Here is a 13,149-nt window from a genome sequence, read left to right on the forward strand (position 1 = left end):
ACGGGTGCGACCGCGTGAGTCAGTGGATCACTCGGCAGATCAGTAGGTGGCGTCGAATGCCTTCTGCACCTTGTCGGCCGTCGTGACGCCGTTGCCGATCAGCAGTTGGGTGAGCACGCGGGCCTTTTGCGGATTCAGATCGTACGCGACGACAAAGCCAGTCTTGTCGTCGGAGACTTCGACGTTGCGATTGACGAAGCCGCTGCCCACGCGCGAGGCGCGAACGACGACGACACCCCGCTTGGCTGCCGCCTCCAACGCATCGAGCGCTGCCTTGGACGCATTGCCGTCGCCAACGCCCGCGAGCACGATTCCCTTCGCGTTATGCCGCACCGCGTCGTCGATCTGTCCGGCGTCCATATCGGCGTGGGCATATACGATGTCCACGCGTGGCAATCCGCCATTGGGCACGTTCAGAGGCGCTTTGCGCGCGGCGGCAGGTGGCAAGAGATAGCGGACCGATGCCGGGTCGACGTAGCCCAGCGGCCCGCCATTGGGATTGCCGAACGTTTGCACCGACGTCGTGTTGGTCTTCGTGACCCAGCGCGGCGCGTGAATCGTATCGTTCATCACAACGAGCACACCGCGATGACCCGACTGCGGGCTCGCGGCCACCTCCACCGCTTCGTAGAGGTTGCCCGGCCCGTCGGCGCTCACGGCAGTGCTCGGTCGCATGGAACCGACCAGCACCACAGGCTGCGGCGTGGTGAGCACGTTATCCAGGAAAAAGGCCGTCTCCTCCATCGTATCGGTGCCGTGCGTAATCACGACGCCGTCGGCTTCGTTGCGCTCGAATGCCTGCTTGATTCGGGCTGCCAACTGGTACCAGACCTTGCTGTTCATGTCCTGCGAGCCGATGTTGGAGATCTGCTCGGCCTTGATGCTCGCGAGCTTGTCCAGCCCCGGCACGCTGGCCGTGAGCTGCTCGCCTGTCACACCGCCCGCGTTGTAGCCAATGGCGGATCGCGCGTCGCCGGTACTGGCGATGGTGCCGCCAGTGGCGAGCACGAGAATGCGCGGTTTGGCCGTACCGACGTCTGCTGCATTGGCCGTGAAGGCATAGCCGCCCGCGCTCAGGGTAAGCGCGGCCACGGCCACCGTATGCATTACAACTTCACGAGGGGTCTTCGACGTTGTCATCGTTCGCTCCATTGTTGTCGTTTGTCGAACATCGCGCGTACGGCAAGCGCGATGTTCGACATATTGACAAACTTTAAAGCGATGCGCCGATCAATTCGCCATGACGGACACCGCCTTCGTCACGAGATACGCTTCCATGGCCTCCGGCCCGCCTTCCGAACCGTAACCCGAGTCCTTCACGCCGCCGAACGGCATTTCCGGCGACGGCGCCGCCGGCTGGTTGATCCACAGCATGCCGACTTCCATTTGTTGCGAGAGCCGATGCACGTTGCGGAACGACTGGGTAAACGCATAGCCCGCCAGCCCGTACGGCAGGCGATTGGCTTCGGCAATGGCGTCTTCGAGCTTGTCGAAGCCGCGAATTGCCGCGACCGGGCCAAACGGCTCGTTGTTGAAGACGTCGGCATCGAGCGACACGTCGGTGAGCACCGTCGGCGCGAAGAAGTTGCCGGACGTGCCCACGCGCTCACCGCCGGTGGCGACCGTCGCGCCCGTCTTGCGGGCGTCGTCGATCACACGGCTCATCGCTGTCAGGCGACGCGCGTTCGCCAGCGGCCCGAGCGTCGTGCCCTCGGCGAGACCGTCGCCCAGCTTGAGGCTTTCGGCGTGTTTCACGAGCGCCTTGGCGAATTCGTCCTTCACGCTGTTGTGCACGAGGAAACGTGTTGGCGAGATGCACACCTGACCGGCGTTTCGGAACTTGGCGCCCCCCGCCGCCTTGACGGCAAGCGCGAGGTCGGCATCTTCGGCGACGATCACCGGCGCATGGCCGCCGAGTTCCATCGTTGCGCGCTTCATGTGCAGACCGGCCAGCGACGCGAGTTGCTTGCCGACCGGCGTCGAACCGGTGAACGTCACCTTGCGAATGATCGGATGCGGAATCAGATAGCTCGAAATTTCCGCCGGGTCGCCGAAAACGAGACCGACCACGCCGGCGGGCACGCCGGCATCCACGAACGCCTGGAGCAGCGCAGCTGGCGACGCCGGGGTTTCTTCCGGGGCCTTGACCAGGAACGAGCAGCCGCAGGCAAGCGCGGCGCTCAGTTTTCGAACCACCTGATTGACCGGGAAGTTCCACGGCGTGAACGCAGCGACCGGCCCGATGGGTTCCTTGAGGACCGTTTGCTGGGCGTTGAGATTACGTGACGGGACGACGCGGCCATACACGCGCATCCCTTCGTCGGCGAACCATTCGATGATGCCGGCGCCCGACAGCACTTCGATACGCGCTTCGGCGAACGGCTTGCCCTGCTCCTGCGTCATGAGACGTGCAATCGCGTCGGCACGCTCGCGCACCAGCGCCGCTGCCTTGCGCATCGTCACGGCGCGCTCGGCGGCCGGCACCTTGCGCCAGGCGGCGAAACCGCGTTGCGCGGCCTCCAGGGCGCGGTCGAGATCGGCGATGCCCGCATGGGCCACTTTGCCGATGACGTTGCCCGTCGCCGGGTTCACGACATCGAGCGTTTTGCCGCTGGCGGCATCGCACCACTCGCCGTTAATCAGAAGCCGGGTATCTGTATATCCTGATGTAACCATTTGAATTTCCTGAGAACGATTGGCAATGGGTGAGGCGCAGCCCCTGCGCCTCGCCGCGCTTTAGCTTGACATCGACGCTTCGAGCATCTCGCGATAGTCCTCTGCCGAGGCTTCCCGCGGATTGGTCTTGTGGCTGTGATCCTTGAGCGCACCCTCGATAATGCGCGGGAACTGCTCCCGAGTCACGCCCAGTTCCGCAAGACCGCCCGGAAGTCCGAGTTTCGCCGTCATATCGGCAATCGCCGGGCCGACATCGTCAGCGTGCGCCAGCCCCATCGCCTGCGCCAGTCGGTCCAGCTTGGCCGCCTCCTGCATCGACGGCGCGCTGCGGTTAAAGGCGATCACCGCCGGCAACAGAATAGCGTTGAGCGTGCCATGGTGCAGCCGAGGATTGATGCCGCCGAGCGAGTGGCTCAGGCTGTGCACGCAGCCCAGCCCTTTCTGGAACGCGAGTGCGCCCTGCATCGAGGCGCTCATCATGTTCAGGCGCGCCTCGCGGTCCGAAGGCTCGCGCGTGGCGCGCTCGATATGCCGCCACGCGCGCCAGAGTCCGTCGAGCGCGATGCCGTCGGCCGGCGGGTTGAATGCCGGCGCCATGAACGTCTCCATGCAGTGGGCGATGGCGTCCATGCCGGTGGCGGCCGTCAGACCTGCGGGCAGGCCGAGCGTCAAGGCAGGGTCGCAGATCGCCACGCGCGGCACCACATACGGCGAAATTACGCCGACCTTCCGGCCATCGTCGAGGATCAGGATGGCGCCGCGTCCGACTTCGCTGCCGGTACCCGCCGTGGTGGGAATGGCGACGACCGGCGCGGTCGCTGCGGTAATGCGCACGAGGCCACCTTCGATGACCGCGAAGTGCTGAAGCGGGCCATCGTGCGTGGCGCACACCGCGACGCCCTTGGCCAGATCGATGGACGAGCCGCCGCCCAACGCGATCACGCCATCGCACGCGTGGGACTGGTACATCGCCACGGCCTCGCGCACAACGGACTCGTTCGGGTTCGGCGGCGTCCGGTCGAACACGGGCACCGGTTGCGTCGCGCGCAACGCGTCGAGCACGGTATCGAGCAGACCTGCCGCGCGAATACCGGCGTCCGTCACGATCAGCGGGCGGGAGATCCCGATCCGCTCGCATTCACCGGCAAGCAATCGAATCGCGTCGTAACCGAACTGGATCTGGGTAACGTAGTTGATGAGGGACATGGCAGATGACGAAAAGTTATAGGAAGGCTATGCTCACGCAAAGATTTCGCAGTGTATGGCCCACGCCGGCGCGGCGATATTGAGAGCATTTGATAGCGATATAACTTTTCATCAAGACAATGACGCCTCCCTCGCTCAATTCGATCATCTCCCGTCTGCACGTCAAACAGCTCCGGCTGTTGATTGCCATCGAGGAGCATGGCTCACTTCTGGGGGCGGCGACACAGTTGGCGATGACCCAGCCGGGCGCCAGCAAGGCGCTGCACGAAATCGAGACGACGTTCGGCGCCGCGCTCTTCGAGCGGTCGAACCGGGGGTTGGCGCCCAACGCCGTCGGGCATTGCGTGATTCGCTACGCGCGTCTGATTCAGTCGGACCTGGCGCATCTTCGCGAGGAGATGGTCGGCATCATGCGCGGACATGGCGGACGCGTGTCCGTGGGCGTCATCATGGGCGCGGTGCCGTTGCTCACCGACGCCATCACCTCGGTGAGCGAGGCGCAGCCCGACATGTCGATAGAGATCGTGGAGGACACCAGTGCGGCGCTGCTGAGCCAGATCGACGCCGGTCGTCTGGACCTCGCCATTTGCCGCACGAGCGTGAGCCAGACGCCCTATCTGTATGACAGCGTGTTCGTGCAGGACGAAACGCTGGCCGTGATCGCCAACGTCGCGCATTCGCTGGCGAACGCAGCGCAGGTCTCACTCGAAGACCTCGCGCAATACCGCTGGGTGGTCTACCGGGCGAACATGCCGATGCGGCGTCTGCTGGAGCGCGAATTCCACGACGCCGGGCTGCGATTCCCGGCCCATTTACTGGAAACGACGTCGGCGTTCGCTACCGTTTCCCTGTTGCAGAAGAATCCGTCGCTCGTCGCACTGGTCTCGATCGACGTCGCGCGCTTCTACACCGAGCACGGCGTGGCCTGCACACTGCCGCTCACGCTGTCGTCGCTGAGCGAGCCCTACGAGTTGGTGACGCGCCGCAGCGCCCCGCTATCCCACGGCGCGCAGATGCTCATGCAGGCCATCGTCGCACGTGGCGCAAACGACACGAAAGATTGAGGCCCCTTGAATGTCGCGGATATGCCTTGCGGAAATGACGATCGATTGTGCAAGCGCCATCTGGCTTGAGAAAAAGTTATAGCGCTAACGCCAACGTTCAGTGTACTGGCGCACACCGCCTTTGTAGACTTCGTCCGGTCATCAAAAAAACAAGGTGGAGACAATGAGCGGAATAGCGCCCAATAGTGCGGGTAGCGCTGGCACCCCCGGCCTGACGTCGGCAATGAAGGAAACCATGGTTCCCGAGACGGAGCGCCGGCGCGCCCTGCTCGGCAGCGCGGTCGGGAGCACCATCGAGTGGTACGACTACTTCCTGTACGGCACGATGGCGTCGATCATCTTCGCCAAACAGTTTTTTCCGAGCACCGATCCGCTCGTCAGTAATTTGCTGGCACTGGCGACCTTTGCGCTGGCCTTTATCATTCGTCCGCTGGGCGGCGTGATCTTCGCTCATATCGGAGACCGGGTCGGTCGCAAAAAGACGCTGGCGATCACGCTCAGCATGATGGGGATGTCGACCGTCCTTATGGGACTGCTGCCCAATTACGACCAGATCGGCGTTTGGGCGCCCATTCTGCTGTCGTTGCTGCGTCTGATGCAGGGGCTGGCACTCGGTGGCGAATGGGGCGGCGGCGTGCTGCTCGCCGTGGAATACTCGCCGCGCAATCGTCGCGGCTTTTACGGCGCGGTGCCGCAAACGGGTGCGGTGCTCGGGCTCGCGCTCGGCAACATCATCACTTCCGTGCTGAGCAACTCGATCAGCGACGCCGACTTCCAAAGCTGGGGGTGGCGCATTCCGTTCGTCGGCTCGATCGTGCTCGTGCTTGTCGGCATGTGGATTCGCAACGCTGTGGGTGAGACGCCATCGTTCAAGAAGATCATGGCGAACCGCACGGAAACCCGTATTCCGCTCAAGGAAACGTTGCAGGATCACTGGCGATCGGTCCTGATTGCCATCGGTGCAAAGGTGGTGGAGACGTCGACCTTCTTCCTGTACGCGACGTTCACGATCTCGTACATGATCGGTCACGGTTTCCAGCGCTCCGACATTCTCAATATCGTGCTGGTGTGCGCCCTGATCGCGTTCCCGTTCATGCTCTATTTCGGGCATCTGTCGGACAGGATCGGTCGCAAGAAGGTGTTCCTCTGGGGTACGTTTGCCTTCATCGTCTGGATTGGCCCGTATTTCTGGTTGCTCAATCAGAAGTCGATCCTGCTCGCGTCGGTGGCCGTGGGCGTGGGGCTGAGCGTGATCTGGACGACGTATGGTTCGATGATCGGCACGTTGCTTGCCGAGGCGTTCCCGCCGTCGATTCGATACACCGGCATGTCGCTCGGTTACCAGATCGGCGCGGCGCTCGTGGGCGGCCCGATGCCGCTGATTGCGACCGCCCTCGTCGCCTACTTCGGTGGCAGCTACGTGCCGGTCGTCTTCTTCATGATCGCCTGCGCGCTGGTCTCGGTCGTCGCCGTCGCACTCGTCAAGGATCGCAGCGGGCTGCCGCTGGACGATTGAAGCTCGACGATTGAAGCTCGACGATTGCATCGATGGCGTCTCGCAGGCACGGGCGAGACATGCGACGAGGCGGCGACCGCCTCGTCGTGACATGCGCGGCCCTGCGTCAGCGTGCCGGCACCGGCGCCACCGATTCGTGCGGCGTGGCCGTGCGTTGGGCGGCCTTGTGAACCATGGTGTAGGCATAGTCGACGCCCATGCCGTAGGCACCGGCATGTTCCTTGACGAGCTTCATCACGGCGTCGTAGGTATCGCGGTGCGCCCAGTCGCGCTGCCATTCGAGCGTGACCTGCAACCAGGTCACCGGCACGGCGCCCGCCTGCACCATGCGCTGCATCGCGAAGTCGTGGGCTTCCTTGCTGGTGCCGCCCGAGGCGTCGGCGACCATATAGATTTCGTAATCGCCTTCGAGCATGGCGCACAGGGCGAAGGTCGTATTGCAGACTTCCGTCCAGAGGCCTGCCACCACCACCTTCTTGCGGCCGTTGGCCTTGAGGGCGTCACGCACTTTCTGGTCGTCCCACGAGTTCATCGACGTGCGCTCAAGCGTCTTGGCGTTCGGGAAGACATCGAGAAGTTCCGGATAGGTATAGCCGGAGAACGACTCGCTCTCGACCGTGGTGATCGTCGTGGGGATGTCGAAGACCTTTGCGGCCTTGGCCAGACCCACCACGTTGTTCTTCAGCGCCTGGCGATCCATCGACTGCACACCGAAGGCCATTTGCGGCTGATGGTCGATGATGATGAGCTGGCTGTTCTGAGGGGTCAGGACTTCAAGTTTGGGATTGGACATGGTCGGGATCCTGGGGGTCATGAGGCTTGTTGGGGTATTGCGCTGTGCAACCCCATGAAAGACTAGTCGCTCCCCCCCTGGCGGACCATCAGATTATGGTATTAGTCCGCGCGGATGCACCCTGAGCTCGCCGACCGGTCACCCCGCAAGCCTGTCGTCGCGACAGTGCCTTGATATGGCTCACGTCTGTTGCGCACCCGCCGCTCATTCCCGCCGGTTCCGATGCTATGCTCGGGGACACACTTCCATCGCTCATGCGCAGCCATGCCCAGTAAAACCGCTTACGATTTCCACGACCAGATTGGCCACCTGCTTCGCCGCGCCTACCAGCGTCACGTTTCGATCTTCCAGAGCGCCATTCCCGACTCCGACCTGACAGCCGCGCAATTCGTGGCGCTATGCACCGTCAAGGAAAAGCGTTCGTGCTCGCTCAACGACATCGTGAAAACGACCGCCATCGATCAGGCCACCATTCGCGGCGTGGTCGAGCGTCTTAAAGCGCGAAACCTGATCGAAGTCGAGCCGGATCCGACCGATGGCCGGAAACTGCTGGTGCGCGCCACGCCCGCCGGACTGTCATTGATCGAGCGAACCGTGCCGTTTGCTGAGGAAGTCACCGAACGCACCTACGGCGCGCTGAACCCCGCGGAACGCGTCGCGCTGATGTTTCTGCTGCGCAAGATGATGGATACCGATTCGGCAGAATGAACGGCAATACCCGATAACACCGCCTGCACGGCACTCACAGACTTCACCGCCTTCACTGCATTCAGGCCGTTCTCGCCGCCTGCCGGAGCAAACGCCCTTCCCGCGCGAGCGCTGCGCGCACCGTCTCCGGCGTGAACGGCGGCGCGTAGAGTCGAACGCCCGTGGCATCGAAAATCGCATTGGCCAGTGCCGCCGGCCCCGGCACCGACGCCGATTCTCCCGCGCCCATAGGCGGTTCGCCCTGTCGCGGCATCAACACGACATCCAGTGGCGGTAGTTCGGCGAAGGTCAGGATCGGGTAGCCGCCCCACTCCCGGCTCGCCGGACGGCCGTCGACAAACCGCACGCGCTCCTTGAGCGAGCGACTGAGCACCTGAACCACGTTGCCGTGCAGCTGATGACGCACGCCATCGGGATTGACCATCGTGCCGGTGTCCTGCCCCACGGTCACACGCTCGACACGCACCTCGCCCGTCAGCCGATCCACGACCACGTCGGCGATCCATGCCGACCAGGCCGCGCCAAAGCCCGGAAACCGACTGTGCACATAACGGGCATAGGCGACGCCGCGCCCTCGCGCGAAGCGTTCGTCGCCGTCCCATCGGGAGGCGTCCTGCACACGAGGTGTCCAGCCCGCACGGGCGGCAACCGCCTCGAGCAGTTCGACGGCACGCGCATCATCGAGATGCCGCAGCTTGAACGCCAGCGGATCGACGCCCGTCGACCACGCCATCTCGTCGGCGAAACTGTCATGGGCAAAGGAGTTCGGTAACGCCGACACGCCCCGGAACCACGAAGCGCGCACCAATGGCGCCATGTCGTCGCAGGCAAAACGTCGGTGCTGGCTCACGTAGGGCGACACTGCCGTGCGGTCGCCCATCTCGAATACGCGCGGCTGGGGCGACACCGCGCCGACGAACAGCGAAGCGAGTAGCGGCGCGTCGTTGGACGGATAACGTGTGGCAAAGTCGTACGCCAGAAGTTCGCCCTCCGGCGTGGCGGCGCCGCGTACCGTCATAACCTGCCCGGCGCCTTTCGGCTCCCAAAGGTGTTCGTCGGCACGCGACAGCTGGACGCGCACCGGAGCGCCCACCGCGCGCGAGAGCAGCAAGGCATCGCCGCACACGTCGTCCGCGCAGTTCCGCCCGTAGCATCCGGAGGCTTCCATGCGCACGATATCGATGTCGGCTTCCTCCCGGCCGATCAGTTGTGCGAGGTCGAAGCGCAACGAGACCGGGTTTTGCGTGCCCGACCACACGGTGATGCGCCCGTCGCCACGCGCCCGATAATCGGCGACGGCACATGACGGTCCGATCGAGCCATGCATCTGATACGGCCATACGTAGGTTCTCGATAGCGTCACGACGTCGTCGCGGGCAAAAACGGCATCGACGTCACCTTCGGTCAATAGCGGACGTCTCACGGCGGGCGCCGCCGCGATGGCCGACGCCGTGTCGTCCATCGCGGGCAGTGGCGGCAAAGGCTTCCAGGTGACGCGCAATGCCTGGGCCGCGCGAATGGCCTGCTCCTCGCGCTGCGCCACGACACCGACAAAGTCGCCGATGACGACGACCTCACGCACGCCGGGCAAGTCGGCAACGGACGCCTTGTCGACCGACGCCAGCAAACTGCCGACGAAATCGCCGGCGTCGAGGCCGCTGTACGGCGGACGCACCACGCGCGCATGCAACATGCCCGGCACACGCACGTCATGGACGAACGTCAGTGCGCCGGTCGCTTTGGCCGGGAGGTCCACGCGTCGTGTCGAGTGGCCCACGACCCGATAGGTCGACGGGTCCTTGACCGGCGTGTCGAGATCGAGCGCGAGCGCAATCCTCCGTCCTCGCACCAGTTCAGCGAACGTCACCGTCAGGACTTCACCCTGTGAGCCGTGAGCGACGATTTGCCCGCGGTCGCAACGCAACTGGCCGACGTCAATGCCGAAGTGCCGGGACGCCAACGCCAGCAGCGCGCTGCGCGCCTGCGCCGCCGCGCACCGTAACGGCCCCGCCGAGATCTGGATGGTGGCGCTCGCAATCGTCGGCCCCTGATTCGGCGTCGCGGCGGTGTGACCCAACGCCATGGTCACGTCTTGCGCAAGCACGTCGAGCTCTTCCGCAACGATCTGCGCGAGCGAGGTCCGGATGCCCGTGCCGAGATCGACGTGCCCGTTAAAGCCAAGAATGCGACCGTCATCGAGAATCGCAACGAAGATCTCGGCAACGTCGGGGACGAACGTCGAATGACTGCCCGGCTGACCGGGCGCAGGTTTGACTGGCGTGACGGGTTGCCGCACGACGGCCAGACAACCGTGACGTGCAAGCAGATCGGAGCGATTCACGAGAAAGAGTTCCTGAAGATCCGGTGCGCCAGGCGCACCGCCAACGACCAACGATAGGAGGACAATTTCGGGGCGTCAACCGAGACCTGCCACGATGCACAACCCTCGCCTCCCGTCCTGCTCAGCGATGCCGAGCCTCGATGGCTTGCACCGCCTGCGCCAGCGGCATGACGGCGGCGTACTTCTGCGCCATGTCGAACAGGCTCGCCTCGTGCGGAGCGATCGCACGGTCGCCCACACAATCCGACAGCACGAGGGGGCGCAGGCCGAACGACATGGCGTCCACGACGCTCGCGCGAACGCATCCGCTCGTCACCGCGCCCGCGACAAGCAACGTCTGAATGCCGCGCTGCGCCAGCCACGGGGCGAGTTGCGTGCCGAAGAAGGCGGACGGAACGACCTTGCGCACCACAAGCTCGCCCTTTGCGGGCGTGAGCTCGGGCACGATGGCGCTGTTCGGATTCGTCTCCGTCAACGTTGCCATGCCGGGCACCTTGATCGAGAAGATGTTGTCGTCGCTGCCGTCGTCCGCATAGACAATGCGGCTGTGCGCGACCGGCCAGCCTTGCCGTCGCGCAATGGCGAGCGCGTCGACCGTACGCGCGATCGCCGACGCGATGTTGCCGCCACCGAACACTTCCGGGTCCGCGAAGCCGACGACCAGATCGACGATCAGCAGCGCGACGTTGCCCTGAGGCGCGAGGGACGTGCCGAATCCCTGGCGTTGATAAACGCCCGATTCGGCGTGTTGCGAGATATCAGTCATGGTGAATTGAGCGCTTCGGAATTGGTAGACGTTGAGCGAGGTCGGCAAGATCGCTGTGATGGTGCATGGCCGTCATTCGTAGACGACGCGTCCGTCGCGAACCATGACTTCGCCGTCAAGCGAGACGGTGCAATGACGCAGCGGAATGTCGATATGGCAAGTCGTCGTGCGTGTGCCGCCGCCTTCGTTGTTCGGGCCGAGCGAGAACAGGAAGTTGCCCTCGAACGCTCGGGCGTCCATGCCGATGGTGGCTTCACGGTCGTACAAACCCAATGTCGACCAACGCGCGCGCGGCTGCAAGCCCCAACCGATGTGCGAGATCGCGTAGCCTTCCGGGTCGCGGAACGTCTCCATGTAGTCGCGCAACAAGTCGGCGTCGACGCCGCCTTCGATGCGTGTTGCATAGCCCTTTTCCACGGTCAGCCGGATCGGCTCGCTCACGTAACGCTTCTGCGGCAGCAGAATATCGCCGCGGTCGATCACGATCGTGCCGTGCGCCGTGTGATCGTTCGGATATGACAACGCAAAGCCGCTCGGCCAGTGGTCCCATCGCCCCGGCTCGTCGACAAACCCATATTCGGCGGTGGGCCCGAACTCGCCCATCGGACAGACGAGCGACGTGCCGGCGGGCGACGTCACGCGCATCTCGCGCGCCGCACCCAGCTTGGCCGCCGCCGCCATCACGCGGGCCTTGTCCCCCGGTGTGGGCACCATGCGCGCCAGCACTTCGGGCGGCTCGACCGCCAGAAGAATCTTCGTGCCCCCCTTCAGGATGTCGTGCTGCTCCGGCGAGAACAGCAGCGTCATGAGGTCCAGCACGAGGTCGCTCGCCTTGAGCGCCGCGATAGCGGCGCGGTTTCCGGTCAGCGGCGTGGTGCCCAGATACGACAGCGAATCGCGGCTGAATGCCTTTTCGCCATTGACCGGCTGAAGATCGAGCTGGTTCGTGATCGCGCCCATCGACTGCGCGGCGATCAGCGCACAGCGCAGGGTCTGGGGATGCGTAGAGGCGCTGGTCAGCACGGTGACGTTCTGCCCGTGCGACAACTTCGATAGCGTGAGCACCTCTCGCCACGCTTCGATCAACTGGAAATCACTGATGGCCATGGCCGTCTCCGTTACGTGTCCTGCACGTGTTCGTGGCGATGTGTCGTGCCGACACGTCGCCCATGTCGGTTCCCAATCAGGTCCTTCTGCGCGGCTCAAGCGCGCGCCGTATGCCCCACGGGCGCACCGAGGAAATCGCCAAATGCCGCGTAGAACCCGTCGGGGTTGTCCCACGGAATCATGTGACCGGCGTTGGGAACGCGAACATGTTGCATCGACGGCGTGGCCTGCTGAAGCTCGGCCACTTCCTCATCGCGCACCACGTCGCCGTTCTGCGCGGTCATGAGCAGCGACGGCACGCGCAGTTGCGCGGCATCCGCAAAGAAATCGTCCCGATGAAACCCTTCGTACGAGGCGAGCACCGCGCGCTCGTCGCACGTGTGCAGCCATTCGGCGCGCAGCGCAAGTTGCTCCTCGGACCATGTCGGACAGAAGGCTCGCATGCCTTCGGCGTCGATTCCCGCGCGCGCCAGCGTCATCGAATCGACGTACCACGGCAACTTGCCCGGGTAGGCGCGGCGGCCAGGCCCGGAGACTGGCGGATCGACGAGCACGACCGACGTGAGACCTCGCGGTTCGCGCAGTGCCGCACGTGCGGCGATGCGCGCGCCCATCGAATGTCCGACCAGCGCGAACCGGTCGAGCCCAAGCGCCGCACACAGCGCCACGACGTCGTCCGCCTGCGCATCGAGGCTGTAGTCGAGTTCGGACGACGCACTGGACAAGCCCCGGCCCCGAACGTCGAGCACGTAGGTGTCGAATTCGCGGCCGAAGACTTCGCCGACGAATCCCCACGTCACCGCCGGGCTGGTGATGCCCGGGATCACGATTACCGCAGGACGCGACGCTCTCGCCCCGCCCCTGCCGCCGTACCGAAGGAAATGCTGACGAATGCCGTTGGCCGCGACGTTCGCACCGTATTGAAATATCGAAGTCATGCGATGCACCTCAAGGATGACGGGAGATCGAGAG

The 13,149-nt window shown here is 64.3% G+C and carries 11 protein-coding genes; 3 read left to right on the forward strand and 8 right to left on the reverse strand.

Features of this window, described 5'->3' with window-relative positions; all coding sequences use genetic code 11:
* Positions 1–39: 39 nt before the first annotated feature.
* The 3 genes from UC34_RS12555 to UC34_RS12565 all read right to left on the reverse strand — a co-directional run bounded on the left by UC34_RS12555 (position 40) and on the right by UC34_RS12565 (position 3,882).
* Positions 40–1,140, reverse strand: coding sequence for an asparaginase (locus UC34_RS12555; protein WP_044455810.1), 1,101 nt, complete (start codon positions 1,138–1,140; stop codon positions 40–42).
* 90 nt (positions 1,141–1,230) lie between these two features.
* The gene (locus UC34_RS12560; protein ID WP_044455811.1) at positions 1,231–2,676 is read right to left on the reverse strand and encodes an NAD-dependent succinate-semialdehyde dehydrogenase; all 1,446 of its coding nucleotides are present in this window, start codon (positions 2,674–2,676) and stop codon (positions 1,231–1,233) included.
* Between the two features lie 60 nt (positions 2,677–2,736).
* Complete coding sequence (locus tag UC34_RS12565) at positions 2,737–3,882, reverse strand: iron-containing alcohol dehydrogenase (protein WP_044455812.1); 1,146 nt, start codon at positions 3,880–3,882, stop codon at positions 2,737–2,739.
* A 119-nt stretch (positions 3,883–4,001) separates the two neighbouring features.
* On the opposite strand from UC34_RS12565, the gene UC34_RS12570 reads away from it, so the two are divergent.
* Positions 4,002–4,946 (forward strand): LysR family transcriptional regulator, encoded by a 945-nt coding sequence (locus tag UC34_RS12570; protein ID WP_044455813.1) that lies wholly within the window; start codon positions 4,002–4,004, stop codon positions 4,944–4,946.
* 163 nt (positions 4,947–5,109) lie between these two features.
* Complete coding sequence (locus UC34_RS12575) at positions 5,110–6,462, forward strand: MFS transporter (protein ID WP_052811024.1); 1,353 nt, start codon at positions 5,110–5,112, stop codon at positions 6,460–6,462.
* A 106-nt stretch (positions 6,463–6,568) separates the two neighbouring features.
* On the opposite strand, the gene UC34_RS12580 is transcribed toward UC34_RS12575, so the two are convergent.
* Positions 6,569–7,255 carry a hydrolase gene (locus UC34_RS12580; protein ID WP_044455815.1) on the reverse strand — a complete coding sequence of 229 codons (687 nt, stop codon included), beginning with the start codon at positions 7,253–7,255 and terminating at the stop codon, positions 6,569–6,571.
* Between the two features lie 264 nt (positions 7,256–7,519).
* On the opposite strand from UC34_RS12580, the gene UC34_RS12585 reads away from it, so the two are divergent.
* Positions 7,520–7,963 carry a MarR family winged helix-turn-helix transcriptional regulator gene (locus tag UC34_RS12585; protein ID WP_044455816.1) on the forward strand — a complete coding sequence of 148 codons (444 nt, stop codon included), beginning with the start codon at positions 7,520–7,522 and terminating at the stop codon, positions 7,961–7,963.
* A 61-nt stretch (positions 7,964–8,024) separates the two neighbouring features.
* Here the strand turns inward: UC34_RS12585 and UC34_RS12590 are convergent, their stop codons facing one another.
* From UC34_RS12590 to UC34_RS12605, 4 genes are all read right to left on the reverse strand, one after another.
* Entirely contained in the window at positions 8,025–10,304 is a 2,280-nt protein-coding gene (locus tag UC34_RS12590; RefSeq protein WP_044458102.1) for a xanthine dehydrogenase family protein molybdopterin-binding subunit, read from the reverse strand.
* Positions 10,305–10,425: 121 nt separating this feature from the next.
* Positions 10,426–11,070: an isochorismatase family protein gene (locus UC34_RS12595; protein WP_044458103.1), complete on the reverse strand. Its 645-nt coding sequence runs from the start codon at positions 11,068–11,070 to the stop codon at positions 10,426–10,428.
* A 72-nt stretch (positions 11,071–11,142) separates the two neighbouring features.
* The gene (locus UC34_RS12600; RefSeq protein ID WP_044455817.1) at positions 11,143–12,177 is read right to left on the reverse strand and encodes a 2,5-dihydroxypyridine 5,6-dioxygenase NicX family protein; all 1,035 of its coding nucleotides are present in this window, start codon (positions 12,175–12,177) and stop codon (positions 11,143–11,145) included.
* A gap of 95 nt (positions 12,178–12,272) precedes the next feature.
* On the reverse strand, positions 12,273–13,115 hold the full coding sequence (locus tag UC34_RS12605; protein ID WP_044455818.1) for an alpha/beta fold hydrolase: 843 nt from the start codon (positions 13,113–13,115) through the stop codon (positions 12,273–12,275).
* Between the last annotated feature and the right edge of the window lie 34 nt (positions 13,116–13,149).

This window comes from Pandoraea vervacti (assembly GCF_000934605.2).
GTDB classification, from domain to species: Bacteria; Pseudomonadota; Gammaproteobacteria; order Burkholderiales; family Burkholderiaceae; genus Pandoraea; species Pandoraea vervacti.

Bases quoted from the DNA above. Each gene is read 5' to 3' on its own strand.
- UC34_RS12575 (WP_052811024.1), top strand. From the start codon at position 5,110: ATGAGCGGAATAGCGCCCAATAGTGCGGGTAGCGCTGGCACCCCCGGC.
- UC34_RS12570 (WP_044455813.1), top strand. From the start codon at position 4,002: ATGACGCCTCCCTCGCTCAATTCGATCATCTCCCGTCTGCACGTCAAA.
- UC34_RS12605 (WP_044455818.1), bottom strand. From the start codon at position 13,115: ATGACTTCGATATTTCAATACGGTGCGAACGTCGCGGCCAACGGCATT.
- UC34_RS12585 (WP_044455816.1), top strand. From the start codon at position 7,520: ATGCCCAGTAAAACCGCTTACGATTTCCACGACCAGATTGGCCACCTG.
- UC34_RS12595 (WP_044458103.1), bottom strand. From the start codon at position 11,070: ATGACTGATATCTCGCAACACGCCGAATCGGGCGTTTATCAACGCCAG.
- UC34_RS12600 (WP_044455817.1), bottom strand. From the start codon at position 12,177: ATGGCCATCAGTGATTTCCAGTTGATCGAAGCGTGGCGAGAGGTGCTC.
- UC34_RS12560 (WP_044455811.1), bottom strand. From the start codon at position 2,676: ATGGTTACATCAGGATATACAGATACCCGGCTTCTGATTAACGGCGAG.
- UC34_RS12555 (WP_044455810.1), bottom strand. From the start codon at position 1,140: ATGACAACGTCGAAGACCCCTCGTGAAGTTGTAATGCATACGGTGGCC.
- UC34_RS12565 (WP_044455812.1), bottom strand. From the start codon at position 3,882: ATGTCCCTCATCAACTACGTTACCCAGATCCAGTTCGGTTACGACGCG.
- UC34_RS12580 (WP_044455815.1), bottom strand. From the start codon at position 7,255: ATGTCCAATCCCAAACTTGAAGTCCTGACCCCTCAGAACAGCCAGCTC.